This is a genomic window from Listeria grayi DSM 20601, assembly GCF_000148995.1.
GTDB lineage: Bacteria > Bacillota > Bacilli > Lactobacillales > Listeriaceae > Listeria > Listeria grayi.
Genome location: NZ_GL538353.1, coordinates 306,878 through 326,583, shown reverse-complemented (window position 1 = coordinate 326,583; position 19,706 = coordinate 306,878). Strand labels below are relative to the sequence as shown.

The 19,706-nt window shown below is 42.1% G+C and carries 15 protein-coding genes; 7 read left to right on the top strand and 8 right to left on the bottom strand.

The genetic code is table 11. From position 1 onward, the window contains the following. Positions 1-55: 55 nt before the first annotated feature. The 6 genes from HMPREF0556_RS09015 (at position 56) to HMPREF0556_RS08995 (ending at position 7,899) form a co-directional block, all read left to right on the top strand. Positions 56-883: a helix-turn-helix transcriptional regulator gene (locus tag HMPREF0556_RS09015; protein WP_036103322.1), complete on the top strand. Its 828-nt coding sequence runs from the start codon at positions 56-58 to the stop codon at positions 881-883. A 117-nt stretch (positions 884-1,000) separates the two neighbouring features. After that, the gene (locus HMPREF0556_RS09010; RefSeq protein WP_040486699.1) at positions 1,001-2,632 is read left to right on the top strand and encodes an NAD-dependent malic enzyme; all 1,632 of its coding nucleotides are present in this window, start codon (positions 1,001-1,003) and stop codon (positions 2,630-2,632) included. A gap of 31 nt (positions 2,633-2,663) precedes the next feature. Continuing rightward, the gene (locus HMPREF0556_RS09005; RefSeq protein WP_003757833.1) at positions 2,664-3,629 is read left to right on the top strand and encodes an AEC family transporter; all 966 of its coding nucleotides are present in this window, start codon (positions 2,664-2,666) and stop codon (positions 3,627-3,629) included. Between the two features lie 183 nt (positions 3,630-3,812). Then, entirely contained in the window at positions 3,813-3,908 is a 96-nt protein-coding gene (locus HMPREF0556_RS13325; RefSeq protein WP_115346255.1) for a type I toxin-antitoxin system Fst family toxin, read from the top strand. Between the two features lie 238 nt (positions 3,909-4,146). Then, positions 4,147-4,494 (top strand): hypothetical protein, encoded by a 348-nt coding sequence (locus tag HMPREF0556_RS09000; RefSeq protein ID WP_036103329.1) that lies wholly within the window; start codon positions 4,147-4,149, stop codon positions 4,492-4,494. A 291-nt stretch (positions 4,495-4,785) separates the two neighbouring features. Further along, on the top strand, positions 4,786-7,899 hold the full coding sequence (locus tag HMPREF0556_RS08995; RefSeq protein ID WP_003757827.1) for a CDP-glycerol glycerophosphotransferase family protein: 3,114 nt from the start codon (positions 4,786-4,788) through the stop codon (positions 7,897-7,899). Positions 7,900-7,952: 53 nt separating this feature from the next. Here the strand turns inward: HMPREF0556_RS08995 and HMPREF0556_RS08990 are convergent, their stop codons facing one another. From HMPREF0556_RS08990 to HMPREF0556_RS08980, 3 genes are all read right to left on the bottom strand, one after another. Next, complete coding sequence (locus HMPREF0556_RS08990) at positions 7,953-8,738, bottom strand: alpha/beta hydrolase (RefSeq protein WP_040486698.1); 786 nt, start codon at positions 8,736-8,738, stop codon at positions 7,953-7,955. 82 nt (positions 8,739-8,820) lie between these two features. Further along, on the bottom strand, positions 8,821-10,167 hold the full coding sequence (locus HMPREF0556_RS08985; RefSeq protein ID WP_003757823.1) for a PTS sugar transporter subunit IIC: 1,347 nt from the start codon (positions 10,165-10,167) through the stop codon (positions 8,821-8,823). A 13-nt stretch (positions 10,168-10,180) separates the two neighbouring features. Continuing rightward, positions 10,181-12,412: a glycoside hydrolase family 3 N-terminal domain-containing protein gene (locus tag HMPREF0556_RS08980; protein ID WP_003757821.1), complete on the bottom strand. Its 2,232-nt coding sequence runs from the start codon at positions 12,410-12,412 to the stop codon at positions 10,181-10,183. 119 nt (positions 12,413-12,531) lie between these two features. On the opposite strand from HMPREF0556_RS08980, the gene HMPREF0556_RS08975 reads away from it, so the two are divergent. Then, entirely contained in the window at positions 12,532-13,701 is a 1,170-nt protein-coding gene (locus tag HMPREF0556_RS08975) for a helix-turn-helix domain-containing protein (RefSeq protein WP_003757820.1), read from the top strand. Here the strand turns inward: HMPREF0556_RS08975 and HMPREF0556_RS08970 are convergent. From HMPREF0556_RS08970 to HMPREF0556_RS08950, 5 genes are all read right to left on the bottom strand, one after another. Continuing rightward, positions 13,696-14,592 (bottom strand): ROK family protein, encoded by an 897-nt coding sequence (locus HMPREF0556_RS08970; protein ID WP_003757818.1) that lies wholly within the window; start codon positions 14,590-14,592, stop codon positions 13,696-13,698. The genes HMPREF0556_RS08975 and HMPREF0556_RS08970 overlap by 6 nt on opposite strands. A 12-nt stretch (positions 14,593-14,604) precedes the next feature. Then, positions 14,605-15,546: a DUF7916 family protein gene (locus HMPREF0556_RS08965; protein ID WP_003757816.1), complete on the bottom strand. Its 942-nt coding sequence runs from the start codon at positions 15,544-15,546 to the stop codon at positions 14,605-14,607. 127 nt (positions 15,547-15,673) lie between these two features. Further along, a complete protein-coding gene (gene efeB, locus HMPREF0556_RS08960; RefSeq protein WP_003757813.1) occupies positions 15,674-16,939 on the bottom strand; it encodes an iron uptake transporter deferrochelatase/peroxidase subunit in 1,266 nt (421 codons plus the stop codon). A gap of 19 nt (positions 16,940-16,958) precedes the next feature. Further along, on the bottom strand, positions 16,959-18,116 hold the full coding sequence (efeO, locus tag HMPREF0556_RS08955; RefSeq protein ID WP_003757812.1) for an iron uptake system protein EfeO: 1,158 nt from the start codon (positions 18,114-18,116) through the stop codon (positions 16,959-16,961). Next, positions 18,117-19,544, bottom strand: coding sequence for an FTR1 family iron permease (locus HMPREF0556_RS08950; protein WP_040486842.1), 1,428 nt, complete (start codon positions 19,542-19,544; stop codon positions 18,117-18,119). Positions 19,545-19,706 lie beyond the last annotated feature (162 nt).

Below are 19,706 nucleotides of genomic sequence, written 5' to 3'. Positions count from 1 at the left end.
GTAGTACAATTTAGTAGTTATCCTAGGATAATTAGTGATAAGGAAGGTGACTGACTTGAATAACACGGAACGGCTCCAAGCATTATCCTCCTTTTTAAAGGAAAAAAGAAACGCGATCTCGCCTGAACAATTAGGGATTTCCACTGGTGGAAGAAGGCGTGTCCAAGGACTGCGTAGAGAGGAAGTTGCTCTATTAGCCGGGCTCAGTATCAGCTGGTACACACGTTTTGAACAAGGAAAAGATATCACCCTTTCCCTTGATGCGATCAACGCGATCGCTCGTGTCCTCCATTTAAATCAAGATGAAAAAAACTACTTGCTTTCTTTAGCTTATCGCTATCAACTGGCGGAAGAAGATGTGCCTATTTCACGCAAGAAGCCCAATGAAGCGATTCATCAAATCATTTCTGCCATGCCTAATTTCCCTATTTTGGTGACCGATCGGCATTTGCAGATCGTCGATTGGAATGAGCTAGCTACGAAAGTTTTTTTAGACTTTAATCAATTAGCTGGTAAAGATCGTAACCTCATTAAGATCTTGTTTACACGCGAAGAGATCCGCCGGCTTGCCATCAACTGGGAAGAATTCGTCAATGAGTTCATGGCGCTGTTTCGTGCCTATTATGGCCGTTTCTCCGGCGACACTTGGTACAGCACGTTTATTAATGAGATGACCACGACCAGTCCCAGATTTACTGCCTTTTGGAATGCAATGCAAGTCGCCAATGATCCGGAAATCATTTTGTTGTTCCGGCATTCCAAAGTCGGCAAACTGAATTTCAAGCTCACTTCCTTGCAGACGACTAGCCTTTTGAATGAATACCGCATCAATATCTTCATTCCCGAAACGAATAGTATTGAAAAAGTGGTTCGATTACAGTAACAATTTCTCTCAACCTATAAATATTATTTATAAGTCCATAAAAAAAGCATATTTTACTTTGTCCCATTTCGCTTCTACAATAGAAGTATCAATTAAAATGAAATGGGGCATTTTATCATGGAAAGTTTGAAAGGAAAATCTTTATTGAATCACCCTTTCTACAATAAGGGAACTGCTTTTACAGAGGAAGAACGCACGCGATATCAATTAGAAGGACTTTTACCTACGAAAGTTCGGACATTAGAGGAACAAATCGACTTGGAATATGGAAGCCTTTCCAAAATAGAAGATAATTATAAAAAGAATCAATATTTAATGAACATTTACAACACCAATCGGACACTATTTTACGCAATTGTCAGTGCACACTTAGTGGAACTTCTCCCAGTAATCTACACACCAACGATCGCTGACAGTGTCATGAAATATTCGCACGATTACAAAGTGCCAAACGATGCTGTTTTCTTGGATGTCAATCATCCGGAAACAATTAAGGCATCTCTTCAAAATGCCACTAGTGATTTAGAACAAATCGATCTACTAGTGATCACAGATGGTGAGGGAGTGCTTGGAATCGGCGACTGGGGCATCAATGGCGTTATGATCTCAGTCGGAAAACTTGCAGTCTACACCGTTGCTTCTGGACTTAATCCGCGTCACGTTTTGCCAATCGTCATCGACAATGGAACAAACCGTCAAGAATTACTAGATGATCCGAATTACCTTGGTAATCGCCACGCCCGTAAAACTGGCCAAGAATACTTGGATTATATTGATGCCTTTATCAAAGAAGCAGAAAACTTATTCCCAGATGTTTTATTCCACTGGGAAGATTTCGGACGCAGCAATGCTAGTGTTATCTTGGAAAAATATAAAAATGATTTGACTACTTTCAATGATGATATCCAAGGTACTGGTGTCATGATGGCAGCTGCTATGCATGCTGCTGCCGAAGTCTCAGCAAAAGCGATCCAAGATCACCGGTATGTTATCTTCGGTGCTGGTACTGCTGGAATCGGGGTTGCCGACCAGATCCGAAAAGAAATGGAACTAGCCGGTTTAAGCGAAGAAGATGCTTACAAACGCTTTTATCTCGTCGACCGCTATGGCTTGATAACAGAAGATATGGATGATTTGACGGAAGGACAAAAACGCTATGCTAGAGCTTCCTCAGAATTTGAAAAAGCATTGCCGACATTAGAAGAAACAATCGAAGCAGTCAAGCCTTCTGTATTGATCGGTACTTCTGGACAACCGGGTTCCTTCACTGAGAGCATTGTCAAAAAGATGGCAAGCTACAACGAACGTCCTGCTATTTTGCCGATTTCCAATCCAACGAAACTTTGTGAAGCAAAAGCAAGTGACATCATCAAATGGTCCGATGGCCAAGCGCTTGTCGTGACAGGAAGCCCTTCTGAACCCGTAGAATATAAAGGCGTCACTTACAAGATCGGCCAAGCAAACAATGCCCTTTTATATCCCGGACTTGGACTCGGGATCGTTGCTGCCAAAGCAAGCCAAGTAACCGAAAAAATGCTTTCCAGCGCAGCAAATGGAATCGTCTCTCTTCAAGATCTAGACAAGCGAGGTGCTGCTATTCTACCGCACGTCAAATATGTACGCGAAGCCTCAAAACTTGTAGCCATTGCTGTGGTTGAAGCTGCGATCGCTGATGGTGTAGCAACAAAAGAAATCGCTGATGCGACTCAAGCAGTAGAAAGTATTATGTGGGAACCCACTTATAAATAAAACGGGATAAAAAAGAAAGGAAGTCTTTGTTGTGGTTTTTTTCCAATCCATCCAAAGTGTCATCACGATCATCTTAATGATGGCACTCGGTTATTTTCTGAAAAAGTTCAAATGGTTCGACGATAATTTTGGTAAAAGTATTTCCGCTTTGATCACTAAAGTCGCACTGCCAGCATCTATCTTCGTGTCTGTGTTGAAATATCTGACACGCGACAGTTTAATGGAGTTATCAGGAAGTCTGATCTATCCAGCTGTTTCTGTTGTCCTTGGTTATCTGATCGCCTATTTGCTAGTGAAAATCTTGAAGATCAGACCTGGAAGACGAGGCATTTTCATGAATGCCGTTGTTAATGCAAATACTATCTTTATCGGGCTTCCACTTAATATCGCGTTATTTGGTGAAAAAAGCCTACCCTTCTTCTTGGTCTACTACATTATCAACACTGTTTCAACGTGGGCATTCGGCGTTTTCTTGATCCAAAACGATGATCCCACCCGAGATAAAAACAGTGAAAAACGCAAATTTAATTGGAAGAAACTCTTGCCGGCACCACTCGTCGGTTTTATCGTCGGGTTGATTTTCTTGCTCTTTAGCATTCCAGTCCCCGGCTTTATCGACTCCACACTCGGCTATGTCGGCAGCATCGTTACCCCACTTTCACTGATCTATATCGGGACAGTGCTGTATGATGCCGGTTTATCCAGTATCCGTTTTGAACGCGATACCGTGCTCGCCTTGATTGGTCGATTTGTCTTGTCGCCAGTATTGCTCATCATCATGATCTTGATCGGCGCACACGGCTTCGGAGCTGAATTACCAAAACTATTGAACCAAACACTGATCGTTCAATCCGCTACACCCATGTTAGCGGTGCTTCCGATCTTAGCAAATGAATCCAACGGCGATGTCAAATACGCTACCAATTTAGTAGTATCAAGTACTGTATTATTTATCATTGTTGTCCCAGTTTTGATGCAATTAATTCAATTTATGTAAGAAGAAAAAGCTGCTAATCTCAAAATTAGCAGCTTTTTTATATATCAAACTCCTCCATTTATCCAAAATCGCCTTCAAAATACAAAGTTCGCCAAAAACATACTGCCCAGCTAGACCACATGTTATAATCAGTGCGTCGTCTACCTTTCTGACGATTTAAAATCGCAGAAGGAGGTGTATTTGATGGCATTGACTTTTTCTAGCATCATTGCTCCGATCATTGCTGGTTGTGCAATCGCACTTTTCAAGCATTGGTTAGATCATCGAAGCAGTGAGTAATGTAGGCGACCGATCTAACACAAGTAAAAACACCCTAATGCGCACAACATTGGGGTGTTTTTGTGTTTTGATAACATTAACTTTTCTACCGTCATTATATATCATATAAGGAGTCAATTGCAACTCTTTTCCAGAGTTCTTAAATATCCTTGATCTCTTTAAACGCATTCTTTTTTTATTTTTTCTATCTTATTTCAAACAAATTGTGTATACTAAAAGCAAAAAGGAGCTGTTTAGATTGTTAAAAAAGGGATTTTCTATAATTTTAGCTAGTTTTCTGCTTTTTGGTATCAATGCCGTTCCAGCCGATGCTGCTACGCATTATAAACTGACTGCTTCGGTGAGCAATAAAAAACCGAAACAATACAGTACCATTATTTTATACACCAAAGGATTACCAAAAAAAGCAAGTTATAAAGCAACCTTCCACTATAAAACCAAAGATACTATTTATAAAGGCAAAGTCGGTACTCCTAAAAAAGTCCGCATCAGCCGTTCGACTAAAGGATTCAAAGTCAAAATCGATGTCGTTTCTAAATATAAAGGCAAGAAATATCATGCTAAAACAAGTTTCACTGCACGATGAAGAGAAAAAAGCGCCAACACGTTCATAAAGTGTTGGTGCTTTTTTTGTTTTGACTCGATTGGATAAAACAACTTTTCGGTTTTTACTTTAAATTTAGTTTTTTTGGCTCTATATATACTCATAAAAACACTTTTCATAGCCGATTTGTGAATTTTTACCTAGTTATCATCTTTTCTCTTATCTGGCACCGTCACAGCGCTTTTATATGCTATAATAAAGCACGAATTTTATATTTTCACAATACTAGCTGTATAAAAGAAGCACTACTAACTGCAAGGAGAGCTGATTACTTTGGAGAAAAACTTAGCAAAGAAAGCAACAAAAGAAATATGGCTGTTCAACAGTGGTTCTACATTTTCTGGAAATCCAAAATGGCTATTCCTCTATATTCGGGTCCATCGTCCAGATATTGAGGCTTATTGGATTTGCGATCAACAAGATTTAGTGAAAAAAATTCGGAAATTAGGCCATCCTGCGGCTACTTTTCGTTCTTTACAGGGGGAGAAATGGAAAAGACAAGCGGATGTTTTTGTTGTCGATCAAGTGAAAGAGCATCTCCCCATTTCTTTCCCGTCTACTATCAAAATATTGAATCTATGGCATGGTGTCGGTTGCAAAACGATCGAACGTGGTGTGAAATTTGGTGAGTTAAGGCAGCGGATCTATCAAAAGCATATCCGTTATTATTCTGTGTATCAAAATAACCAACTCTTTTTAGTGACTTCGCCGCTTATGGAAAAACATTTTCAAGAACAGATAGCCATTCCTGACGAAAATTTGATTCGTGCCGGCTATCCCGCTAATTCAAGAGAAAGTGATCTCACTACCTATTCACATGCGATTAAAGCAAGCAAAGGGCTGCCGGATGATGCCAAAATAATTTTGTATGCACCCACCTATCGCGATCGTTCGTTAACGAATTTTTTTGGGAAAGCCATCCCGGATATAGCCTCTTTGCTTGCCTTATTGCAAAAACAAAATGCGCTTTTTATTTTTAAGATTCATCCGCTAATGGCGCAAGACCCAATCTATCAGCAGCTACAAGCCAATTATAGCAATCATCCTAACCTACTTTTTTGGGATAATCAGCAGGATATTTATGAGATATTCAACCAGGTGGATATTGCTATTGTGGATTATTCATCAATTTTCTATGATTTATTGGCTTCTGGAGTTAAAAGCTTTATTCGTTACATATTTGATTACAAGGAATCTGACACCATGCGAGATTTTGCCTTTGATTATTTAGATATGACCTTTGGCACGCTCTGTTATGACTTTGAGACAATGTTACTTGCCTTAGAAGCACCGGTAGTAAGAGCAGGTGTGCAGACAGATATCGATCGCCTCGAAACATTATTTTGGGAATATGATCGGCCTGATAACTGCGAAAAAATCATTACCGCAACCCAGTGCTTTCAAATTAAGAATACAACTTTCCCAACGCTCTATAGTTTCGATATTTTTGATACATTGCTACGGAGGAAAACATTGGAACCGCTTGGTGTTTTTTATTATGTTCAGGATAAACTGCAGAACAGTCCGCTGGAATTCCCTGGCTATTTTCGTGATAATTACCAGCGTATCCGCAGACAGGCCGAGGCACAACTGCGCGATTACTACCGCAAATCGACTTCATTACGCGGCTCTGATCTGCTTGAGATCCAACTGGAAGAAATCTTCGCTAGACTCCAAACTCTGTATGATTTGACGACAGAGCAAACAGATTATTTGATGGAATTGGAATTAGAAGGAGAGCTTCAGACTATTGAGGGGATTCCAGAACAGATTGCTGCATGTCTGGAACTAAAGCAACGTGGCGAAACAGTGGTGCTTATCAGTGATATGTACTTGCCGGAAACATTTATGAAACAGCTATTGCGAAAAGTACATCCGGAATTAGCTGAATTACCGCTTTTCCTCTCATCAACAACTGGAGAGCAAAAGTCGACAAAAAAATTATATCTACGTGTCTTCGAAAGCTTGGATTACCGCTTTGAAAAGTGGATTCATCACGGCGATAATCAGCATGCAGATATCAAAATGGCACAATCACTCGGAATCGAAACTGTTTTCTGTCCACGACAAAAGTTCGAACAATATGAGCGAGCGCTCGTCAACCGTATTCCACATTATGATGGCTATTTAACAGCTGGATTATTTGCAAATTATCGTACGAAGGCCCGCCATTCCAGTGATTATTATATCTATGCCTTTGTCAGCATGTACTTCGTTCCTTATGTCCATTGGGCCTTAAAGCATGCCTTGCAACAAGGTACCGAAACAGTTTATTTCCTATCCAGAGATGGACATTATTTAAAATTGATCGCCGATACGCTGATCGCGCTTAAAAAATATCCACTTCGTACAAAATATCTGTATGGGTCGCGTAAAGCATGGCGTATTCCCTCTTTTGTGGAGGAGATCGACGAAGAGTTCTTTTCTCCATTTGGAAATTTTGAAGCTTTGACAGATTTTGATAGCGTACTTGAAGCACTTTGCGTAAATGAAGAAACATTCGACCGTCTCTTCCCTGAGCTGAATCATTTAAAGGCTTGTACAAATATCACATTAACGGAAAAACAAGAAATTATCTATGCAGCAAAAAATTCGAGTCATTACCGAGATTTTCTGCTGGCTTATGCCAAAGAGAAACGAATTTGTATCAATCAATATTTTCAGCAAGAAATCAATCCTGATGAAAAATTTGTTTTCATTGAATATTGGGGCCGCGGCTATACACAGGATTGTTTCAATCGCTTGTTGGCAGATGCTTTCGGGAAACCAATCCAAACCGTTTTCTACTATGCACGGAGTATTTATCCAAGCCACGGGCTATCGATCCGGCATAATTTCAATCCCAATCTAACTTCGCTTGTTTTTGTCGAGGCTATCTTTGCCACTGTGCCTTATCACAGTATCACTGCCTATCAATGGGATAAAACGATCGCTCGGCCAGTGATCGATTACAAGGAAAATACGGCTGGACTCCACAACGGCATCCAAGCGCTTCTGCCAGAATTCATCGCAGACTTTTACCAGCTCCCACTTCTGGATGAAGACGCACTCGAGCGTAGTTTATTTGACTTTGCGATCGATTATTTCCGTACATCTGCCTATAAAAACAGTTATATTATTGAAAATTTTGCGCCACTAAAAGATTCTGTCCGGTTGCATGCAAAAGAAGAAGAATATGCCCCCTGTATCCGGCTACGAGATTGTCTACCTAAATTGGCTGGACGTCCTATCGCTGTGCAGACAACCAATATGCGACTTTCGCTGGCGCGCTCTTCCCGCTTAGTAAGGCTGCTCTATCAAATAGAAAAGAAATGGCTAGAAAAAGCTGTTCGGCAATTAAAAATCCGACTGCGTTTCCTCAAACGAAAATTATTGTTTCGTTCCTGATTGCTTAACAAAAAGCCTGTTCCATATCGTTTATGGAACAGGCTTTGATTCATTTAATTCATCAGGGAATGGAACCATTTTAGAATCGGCTGGATCTCCTTATCCCAGTAATGCCAATTGTGATCACCTTCCGAATAGGAGGAAGTAAGGTCAACTCCTAGCTCATTTCCTAAGGTTTCAAAAGCTTTGTTTTGCTGGTATAGAAAATCTTCTTCACCACACCAAAGATAGAATTTCGGGAGAGGAACTCTATTATCTGCAGCTGTTTTTGCTAGGTAAAAAAGATCGTTCTCGGAGTGCTGCAATTCATGGAATTCGCCAAATACTCCCTTCCAGAATGCTTCGTTTCCATCATAAAAGTTCGCTTCATTTGCGATACCAAGAGCGCCGGATAAAGAGGCTACTGCTTGAAAGCTTTCAGGCTCTCGCAAACCGAGTTTAAATGCACCGTAACCGCCCATTGATAATCCTGCTGCGAAAGTGCGTGTCTTTTTAGTCGATAACTGCGGAAAAAAACCATGACAGATCGCCGGTAGTTCTTTAGCGATAAAGTCCCAATAGCGCAAACCATACATTGTATTGGTATACCAGCCCAAATGAGTCGTCGGCATAATCACCGCAAAGCCGTATTCCGCTGCATAGCGCTCGATCGAAGTCCTCCGCAACCAAATGGATTGATCGTCGCTCATCCCATGCAAGAGATACACAACGGGAATATCTTTTAGTGTTGGACTGCTTTCGATACCGATTTGATTTTGCTCTTGCTGTGGCAAGATCACGTTCATCGTCATGTTCATGCCAAGCTGATTAGAGAAAAAACTCACTTCTAACAATGCCATTTTAATTCCTCTTTTCTTTCGGTGGTAATGCTGATTCATTTGCCCTTGATCTTTGGCATTTCTCAGGCTTCCCTGTTAACTGTTATGCTTGTGCATTTTCTGCTTCGATTTCTGCTGCCGTTTCCATTTCTGTCTCTGCTTTACTTTCCATTTCTAATTGATATTCCTTTTTATCAGCGATTTTGATAAAAGGATACCAAATAAGTGCCGTTACTGCAAAACATATCAGCATAATAATCGTGTAATTGATTCCACCGGCTAATGGTGTTTTAACAAAAACTGGCGTTGTCCACGGCATAAGCGATGTGGTCGGATTCAAATTAACGGGTAAAATCGTACGGACAAGTCCCCATGAAAGGAAGCCACTGATGATCGGCGGTAAAATCTGAGGGATAAAGAAAATCGGATTCAAGATGATCGGCATCCCGAACATGATCGGTTCCGTGATTCCAAATAGAGATGGGACAAAGGACAGTTTTGCGAGCTGCTTCATTTTTGCTGATTTAGCTTTGAACATAAAAATCGTCACGATCCCGAGGAAATTAGAGGCCATGATTCCACCGGCAACGATGGAAGGCACTAAATAGGGAAGCGGTTGTCCATTTTGATAGGCAGCAATGTTAGTTGAGATCATCGTAAGTGTAATAGCACTAAGCGGTCCTTGCAGCACAGCATTGTGGATTCCAAAGAACCAAAGTAGACTAAGTAGCGACATAATGATGATGATTGACAGCGGGCTTGCAACTAATAAATTAAGTGGTGCATTGATCGTATTGACAAAGAAGTCAAATATATTTCCTGATTTAGTAAAACTGAATAAAACGCGGATCGCAAAGGCAACAATAAAAATGATCGTTACAACAAATACCGGCGCTAACGATTGTGTTACCATTGGAGGCACGCTGCTTGGCAATTTGATAACTAGATTTTTCGTGTTCAGGTAAGCATACAATCGCGTTACTATCAGCGCCACGAGCATCCCGATGAATATCCCTTGACCACCTAAATAGTCTAAACGCAATGCACCGATATTTGTCGGAACTTGTTTTCCGGCTTGTGTCACAACGGAAGCCACTGTTTGCGGCATGATCATTATAAAAAATGCTAATGAGATAATAGCGGCATTGCGCTGATTCACTTCCAAACGTTTGGCGTAAGACATTGCTAAACTGTAGATCACATATAAAGATAAGACACCCGTAGCACCATTTGTGATCGCGTTGATGTGTTCTGTCAGTCCCACTTGTTTGAGCCAAGCGATCCAGGCATTGATCGGGAAATTGCCGACGATCGTGATAAGTGCGACCCCGATCGTGATTGGACTCGCTCGAATGAAACCTTCCATCAAACTCCCAAGTATTTTATTGCGCTGTACCTTCTCAGCAAGGGGCATCAATGTTTTGTTCAATAGTGTTTCTAAATTAGCCATTTCTATTCCTCCTTTATTCTATCACGATGGAAATACTTTTATGGACATTATCTGAGCTTGTCGCGATCAAATAGCGATAGCTCCCTTTTTCTAACACGTGTTCTCCTGATTCATTTACATACCCTAGTGAATTACTATCCACTTCTATTTCTACTTCTTCTACGCTCTTGGCACGGACAAAAATTCGTTTACTCCCGACCAGTTCTTGAACAGGACGGACAATTTCAGATGCAGCTGCTTGGATATAAAATTGGATCACTTCTTCGCCGTCTACTTGGCTGGTATTCTGGATAGCCAGCTTAAAGCTAAATGTATCACCAGCTCGGCAGTGAACCGCAGCACTGTCAGTCGTTATTTGAAAGCTACTATAGGACAGGCCATAGCCAAATGGATATAGTGGCTCGTTTGCTTCATCGGTATAGCGGGAAGTAAAGCGCGGCTGCTGATTGCTTGTTCCCATTGGACGACCTGTTGAGTGATGGGCATAATAAATCGGGATCTGTCCTTCTGCACGTGGAAAGGTCATCGCCAAACGTCCGGATGGATTTGCTTTCCCTGTAAGAAGATTGCTGATACCGATCCCGCCCATCGTTCCCGGGTACCAGACGAGCAAGAGACTGTCGAAAAGCGTCGCTACTTCCGTTAGCACAAGTGGACGACCTGTATATAAAATACCTACGATCGGTTTTCCTGTTTTTTTAAGTTCCCGCAACAGATGCAGTTGTTTTTCCGGCAGATCCAAATGCGCTTTTGAGGCGCCTTCCCCGCTCTCCATGAAGTTTTCACCAAACGTAAATAAAATTTTATCTGCTTGTTTTGCCTTTTCAACCGCTTCCTGTACAAGTTCGTTTTCAGCATCGATTGGTCCATTGAGCTGTATGACAGCCTCTTTTAGCGGGCCGAAAGCTTCATAATCATCAAAGAGATTGTAGCCCTTGGATAAGAGCAGCTGCTGGTTTGGAAAATGCTGCTGCAGACCTTCTGCTAAGGAAATCGTGTCAAGCGGACTGCCAGTGACCGAAGCCCAAAATCCCAATGTCAATTTTGATGTGCCATATGGGCCGATCACCGCTAGTTTTTCAGGCTTTTCAAGTGGCAGCTGCTGGTCGTTTTTTAATAAGACACTGCTTTTTTCTACTAATTCTATCGCCGTTTGTTTGGCAGTAGCGGTCAAGATCTCACCCGCAGTTTCTGCTTCCAAACCACGATATGGATTTTCAAATAGGCCTAGTTCATTTTTTAATACTAAAATCCGTCGAACCGCTTCATCCAATAATTCCATTGGTAATTGATCGGATTCGATCAGCGACTGCAGCTCATTGGCATAACAGCTTGTCATCATGTCGATATCCACACCGGCTTCTAACGCTTTTTGCGCCGCCGTTTGCTTATCTTTCGCATAGCCGTGGTCGACGAGTTCTTCGATGGCAGCGAAATCAGAGATCAAAACACCATCGAAATTGTTTTCTTCTCGAAGGATCTTTCGATTTAGAAATTTATTTGCTGTAGCGGGAATGCCATTCAGCAGATTGAATGCTGTCATTACCAGCTTGGCATTTGCCTTTAAAGCTGCTTCATACGGTGGCAGATAGGTTTGCCGTAATTTCAGTAGCGACATGTCCACTGAATTATACTCTCTCCCTGCTTCAGGAGCGCCATATGCTGCAAAATGTTTGATCCCTGCTGCGACATGGTCTTCCTCAATGGTTTTTTCTTCGTTTAACTCGCCTTGATAGCCGGTGACTATGCTGTTCGCATATTGGGATGCCACGTAAACATCTTCGCCAGGTGATTCCATCACGCGTCCCCATCGCGGATCACGTACCAGATCGAGCATTGGCGAGAAAAGCACATGCAAGCCGTTGCGATAAGACTCTTTCGCTGTTTCTGTGGCACCCTTTTGGATCAGTTCAAAATCGAATGAACCGGCTTGGGCTAAGGGGATCGGGTTGATCGTTCGGAAACCATAGATCACATCTGCCATGATCAGCAGCGGAATCTTTTTGGGATGCTTATGCAAATATTCTGTTTGGATCTTTTTGATCTGCCGCCAATCATTTACATTGTAGACCGAACCGATCAAATCTAATTGAAAGTCTGAATGAAAGCCGATATCCTGCAGTGGCCCTGTATCAATTGTTTGCTTATCCTCCATATATACATTCCCACTGACTTGTACGACCTGCCCGATTTTTTCTTCTAATGTCAATGTTTGGAAAAGTGCTTCTAATTTCTCTTTTTTCACAGGATCCCTCCTAAAAGTAAGCGCTTTATTTTTAACTGATTTTATTATATAGTGAAAGAAACTAGCTTTATATCAAATTTTTTCTATTTGTGTCAAAAAACGAATATTCGGAGGTAACCATGGATTTAGAACGATTGACTAATATTTATAAAACCCTTTATAAACGAACCCATATCCCGATTCAAATCTTTGATGAAGCGGCTAATCCGCTTTTCCAGAAAACGACTTTTACTGAGTTACTACGGCCTTTTTTAGATAGACAGATCCCCAACGGAGCCAAAATGGTCCTCACCAATAACTATAAATTTCTTCATGCTACTTTTCCATATCGTTTTGCCGGTCAGCAGTTTTATATCTTGATTGGTCCTACACTGGTCCTCGGTGATATGAGTGAATCCATTATCGAGTTTCATGGAAAACGACTGCTATTGACCAAATATTTGGCAACAGAATCGGAAAAAGAATTTTTGGAATTTGTACAAATGATTTATCAGCTCACTATGGATGCTTCTTTAACGGAAAAAGATATTTCGATTTCACATATTGCCGCTGATCCACAGCAGACGCAGCCGAAAAAATTGTGGAAGGATTTTCTTTTTGACCGTCGCAGCCAAGAAGCAACTCGTGATTCTTATCAGTTTGAATTACGTTTTATCGATTATATCAAGCGCAATAAACGTGATAAAATTGAATGGCTCTTTAAAAAAGCGAGCGATACCTATGTCGTCCATTTATCTGTAAATGACTTGGAAGGACTACGATTGAAATTTTCATCACTTGTGACTCTAGTGACGCGGACCGCAATCGATTGCGGCGTTCCGCTGGATTCCGCCTTCAGTCTTTCGGATTCTTTGATACGCGGACTTGATTATATCCGCGCGCCGGCAGAATGTGCTTCGTATATGCACTATGCGACATTTGAATTTATGGATCTGATCCACGGTCAACCTTATGCTAATTATTCTGGCTTTATCAATCAGACGATCTCCTATATCGATGCGCATCTATACGAAAAAATCACGCTGCAGGAATTAGCGATAGTCACTAATCGGACGCCGGCTTATTTATCACATCAATTCAAGCAGGAAGTCGGTGAAACGATCAAGCATTATATTTTAGCGAGAAAAACAGAAGAAGCGAAAGAGCTACTGCTATTCACCGATCATAGTTATCAAGAAATTAGTACGCTGCTCTGCTTTGCGAGTCAAAGCCATTTTACCCAGCATTTCAAAAAAGCGACTACTTTAACGCCAAAACAATTTCGGATGCAGCACTTCCAGTATTTATGAGTGCGCTTGTTTCAACAGGTAAACCGCGCCGATCATGCCAGCATGATTATGAAGGGAACATGGTAGTAGGCGCGGCATTTGGATCAAGCCCAGGGTCGAATATGACTGACAGATCTCTTGATATGCAGATTGGATCGCTTCGATCACTGCTTCATTTGCGCTGATTCCGCCACCGATCAGGATCACATCCGGAGCTACAGTTACCGCTACATTGACCACTAAGAGCGCTACATCATGATAAAATTCTGCAATGCAGTCAGCTGCGATTTTATCACCGTTATCTCGGCGGCGAAAGATCTCTTCCGCTTCTAGAACACGTTCCTGCACTTTTATACTATAATTACGGCATAGACCAGCAACGACTCCGCTGTATCTTGCGGCTGCTTCTTCCTTATACGATTTGCTACGTCCGACTAGGCTTAACCCAAATTCTCCGGCTAATCCTCCCAGACCGCGATATAATTGATGATTGATATAGATCGCTCCGCCCACAGCAGTTCCAAGCGTCAGACAAACAAAATTTGCTTCATGTTTGGCATTCCCGATCCATTTTTCTGCTGCGGCGGCTGCTTTTCCGTCTGATTCTACATGGACAGGCAAACCTAATTCGGTGCTAAGCAGATCTGCTAACTGAATACCGATAAAGCCTTTGATTGCTCCTGCTGTCTGCATATATCCCTCGTCGTTGATGATTCCCGGGGTGCTGACCCCGACGCCGATGATCGAGTAAGTCTGCTGATATGTCTTTGTGATTTTTTTCAAGTCTGTGAGTAGCGCTTCCGACTCATATCGAGTAGGTATTTTCCCACTTTCGACGAGCTTTCCCAGATTATCAATGACGCCGTATTTCACATATGTTCCACCGATATCAATTCCAACATAATACGACATTTCGCAACACTCCTAACGTTTGATCGACCTTGCGATTATATTAATGGTATGTTTCTTCCCACGAATCGCCGAAGATAAAGCGAAGATCGCTTCTACTGGGGCTGAACCAAACATTCCCGCATCGCCAATATGTTGGATATCCACTCCAGCGATTTTATTTTTCAGGGCAATTTGTTCAATAGCATTATTGGAAGACGTTTCTTGACTCGTGCCAATCGTACTCATTGTCAAGATTCCCTTTGCCTTGGCATAATCGACTGCTTGCTTCATATCCTCTTCTGAAAACCCTGGAACTGTGCCGATCGACGGTAAGAGCAGCACATCTACTCCTGCTTTGGCATAAGCTTCTACAGCCGCTTGCGTTACCACTGGTTCTGCTGATCCCGAACTGTGCATTTTCCCGGCAAATATCAGACCGGAGAAATGCTGCTTGCTGATACGGATCGATGCAGCGATCGATTTCGTTGTCACGCCAGAACCAGGATTACCTGTCAAACAGATAAAGTCTGCACCCGCAGCTTCCGCTTTTTCGAGTGTTTCCTTGGTACAGGTTTGTCCTAATGATACTTGGTTACGTTCATTATTCATGGCGGCTTCCAAGTCGATTGGTTCCAAGTTTACGCCGATCGGACGACCGACTAATTCTTTGAGTTTTTTCAACGGGGCATCGTATTTGGTATAAGAACGGTCAATCAATACTTCATTGAGCGTAACACCGGGAAGACCCATGATGAGTGGGCGAAACGCATTGAAGCCGTTAAGCAGGATTAGATCCGCGCCGACTGACTTTGCAACTTCTGCGTTTGTTAGGGAGCGGGAATATGGAGAAGAGATCGCGCCTAAGCATTCTGCTAAAATCGTTCTCCCATCATTTGCTTTTACTGCTTGTTTTAAATCTTCCGCTGTCATTTTTTCAAAGTCACTTGTTTGACAGCTCATTAATCGTTTTACCATGTTATCCCTTCTTTCTGTGTGATGTGTCCATTATATAGAAAGCGCATACACTTATATATAAGATTTTTATGATATATATCAAAAAATCGTAACTTGATCGCAAAAAAAACCTCTCTAAAAGAGAGGTTTAATCACGAAAAATCTTTTCACCAAAATATTCTCCCGGCTCAAGTCCGCCTTGACAGGCAAAGAGTGCACTGCCGATCGGGATCGTATATTCATTGAGTTTATCCATTTTCCCCATGATTTTCAGCATTGGCAAAAATTGTTTGTCGGGGTTTTGCGTAAAACAGATGAACAGCAGGCCGGCATCTAAATTACCGGTTCGATTGTCTACGCCGGCTGTGTAGGAATAAGCGCGTCGCTGCATTTGTTGGTTGGTTTCTTTTGCTAGACGAACATGTGAATCCGTTGGTAGTTTTTTAGGATCGACTTTCTCGAATTCTCCTTTTTCACCATAGGCTGCTCCACTGTGTTTTTTACGACCGAATGTGTCTTCTTGATCCATCAAGGAAGAACGATCCCAGATTTCTAAGAGCATTTGGATCTTTCGATAACCAAGATAGCTACCGCCTTGCATCCATTCTGGTTCGCTTTTTTCTGCCCAAACTACTTTTTGAAAGCCGGATTTCGTCGCATGATCTTGATTGGCCGTACCATCTTTAAAACCAAACAGATTGCGCGGGGTTACTTCTTTCGGCGCCCGCAGGAACCCTTCTTCCAGCCAGCGGATCGTTGCTATCCCCGAGGCCAGACGGATAAAGTTACGGATACCGTGGAAGGCAACTTGCTGATCGTCTGCGCAAACTTGTACACAGATATCACCATCACAATATTCCTCCTTCAAACTGTCGTGCGCCATATGTGGGATCTGTTTTAAATAATGTGGACGTTTATGCTTGATGCCAAAGCGGTCTTTGCCGTCTTTTTCAAAGAAGGTCGGACCGTAGCCGATCGTAAAGGTCAGCTTGGCAGCGCCTAATCCGAGTGCTTCGCCAGTATCCGCAGGCGGCAGCATATCGTTATCATCATTTTGCAAATGCCCGCCTTGCGAAGTCAAATCGGCGAAACGAGTCCATGTTTGAAAAAGATCTATGACCTTTTTTCTGCTGGAAACTTCGATATCAAAGCTCGCCAAGTAACCATATGTTTGCTGCGATGTGATAATTCCTGCTTGATGCTTCCCATAAAAATCAACCGCGTCGATTTTCTTTTTGTTTTTGTTCACGGCTTGATAGGTATGATCTGCCATTGAGAGAAATGTACCAATCCCGCTTGCGCCGATCGCGATGCCGGTTCCTGCAACTGCAGATAGCTTCAGCATTTCCCGCCTTGTCATGCCTTTCTTATCAGGTATTTGATTTGACTTGTCTTGATCGTTCGTGTTTTTCATCTACCTCAAACTCCAATTTTTAAAAGATTTTCCCTGTTTTTGCCATCAATTCGGATAAGTGACTTAATTCATTGCTGATTTCACGGATCTGCTTTTTAGAAAGCTTTTTATAATTCACAAAGCTGTCGCCTTCACGATAGGCTGCAAGCGTGTCTTCCATTTTATTGAATGCCGCATCGATATCATCTGCTAGTTTTTTATCTTGGGCCGTAAGTGCAGGAACGATTGCTTGGTAAACTACTTTTGAACCTTCTACGTTGGCATTCAAGTCCACTAGGTCAGTGTGTGAATAGGCTTCTTCTTCCCCGGTGATCTTGGTCGTTGCTGCTTCGTTTAATAATTCCATTGCTCCCGCCACCATTGGTTTTGGTTCCAATTTTAGTTTTGCGACTTCTTTTTGAAGGGATTTAGCATCTTTGACTAATTGATCGGCATATTTATCCATACCGGCCAACGATTTTTTCTCCCAAAGGGCGCGTTCAATGACATGGTAACCCGTCCAATCTTTCTCATTATCTACGTCGTTGATACGTGCATCTAATTTAGGATCAAGATCGCCGAAGCTTTCTGCGATCGGTTCAATGCGTTCATAATAGACCCGCGGCGCTGAATATGCTGCTTTGGCTTTTTTGATATCGCCGGCTTTGACTGCTTTGGCGAAAGTTTCAGTAGCAGTCACAAATTGATCGGTTTGATCAACCACGTAAGCTTGGTATTTTTTCACTGCTTGTTTCAGTACTTCTGAAGATTTCGCTTTGTTTTCTTTAGCTTTGGAAAGGACATCTAGTGCTTTTTCTAAGCCAGTCGTATTCGTTTTCACTTCGTTATAATCTGGTTTCGAGTTTTTAGATGCATAGAAGATCGGTGTTTCATATTTTTCCACATCTGTGTATTGTAGCGGATAAAGATCACGAACGTTATTTTCAAATGCTAGCCAATGTTTGTGCATCGTATTGGCAGTCGCTTGGAAATTCCCTTTGTCTTCCTTTTCAGCTGCGGCGGTAACTTCTTTTAGTTCTTTTTGCATGTTTGCTACTTCTTTTTTCACAGCGTTTGCTTGTTTACTTTCCTTTGCTGGCTCTTTCTTTGTTTCCTCTTTGCTGCTGGTTTGATTGCCACACGCGACTAATAATACGGCGGTAAAAACGGTTAGAAAAATGACACTCCATTTTTTCATTTACTTAACTCCCTTTCGTTTGTGTATTTGCATATAAATCATTGTGCTAACTCCAAAAATAACGAGTACTAGTTGCGGTAAAAAGCTATACCAAGATGGATAAATGCTCAGTGCCGGAACGGAAGGCAGGTAATCCTGTACAATCGATGGCACTACGCCCGCCAGTTGCAAGCTGTGTATCCCGGAACCCATGAATTTGAAGCAGAGATAAAAGACCACTGCGCTGGAAGCCATGAAAAATGGCTTCATTGGCAGATAATTACTGAATTTCAAGATGAAAAAGGCGATCAATACCAGCACGCCAAGACCGACAACGATTCCCAGTATCAATTCTTCCATCGTCATCCGACCAGCCATTCCGATCAAAAAAACGACTGTTTCTAATCCCTCACGAAGAATTGCTAAAAATGCCAGCACGGCGAAGGAGATCTTCTTTCCACCCGAAATCGCTTGTTCACTTTTAGTTTGCAAAAAAGTGTTCCATTTTTTGATGTCCGAATTGCGGTGCAGCCAATAACTGACATACAGCATCATGATACTGGCGATCAATCCTGCCCAGCCGTTGATCAGATTGTTATTGTTCCCGAATGCAACGGTCGAAAGCCAGAAGGCGACGATCAATCCTAATCCAAGACTTGCCAGCAATCCGGCGACTGTTCCACCAACTACCCAGCGGCTAGCGGAGCGTGATTTTGTCCGTTTGGTGAACGTCAGTAAGGTAGCGATGATAAGCAGCGCCTCCAACCCTTCTCGAAACGGGATCAGTGCTGCATCGAACCATGTATAGGAAACATCGGCAAGTGGTTCCAAGCTGATGATCATTCGATTTAAGATTTTACCTGTCGATGCTTGCTGCTCTGGATTATTGATAGCAGCACCCAAAAGCATCAGATCGCGTTCCGCATTATCATACGCAGCCTGCGATTGACTGACTACTTCTCCTTCTACCGAAAGCCATTGTGTTGTCAGATCCTGAATTTGGATGCTTGCTTCTGGGTATTGCTTTTTCTGCACAAGTGCTTGCGTTTGTTTCAGCTTTACTATGTATGTCTGCAGTGTAATGGTCGTCTTTCCATTGTTGTCCGTAAAGGCACCGCTTTCGTAATTTTGGATAAAGATCCTTAATTGGTCCGTCGCGGCGAGAGCTTTCTTCTGTTCTTGGTTCAAAAGTCTTAGCGATACTTCGGCAATGCCATGATCGATATCTCCTGCCAGTTCATAGGACTTTTGTTTGACTTTCTGTTTATTCTGACTCCACCAGCGTTTGACTTGCATGAAACGTTCTTCAGCTTTTTCAAACTGTTTGGCCTTCACATCTTTGCTGATAGCAGTAAGGCTTGTGCTGACTTCTTTAGTAGTCGGCGAGGATTCACTCGCTTGGACCGGTGCCGAGAAAAGCAGCAGGCAAACAGTCATCAACAAGAGCATAAACCCAGTTGCTCTCTGCTTTCTCAAAGTATTAGCCTCCTTTAATTGATAATGATTATCAATATCATATGCTCTTTTTAGAAAATTGTCAATCTTTTTTAAACGTATTGACATCCTACCTAAAGTAGCATAAAATTATCACGATAATGATAATCATTTTCA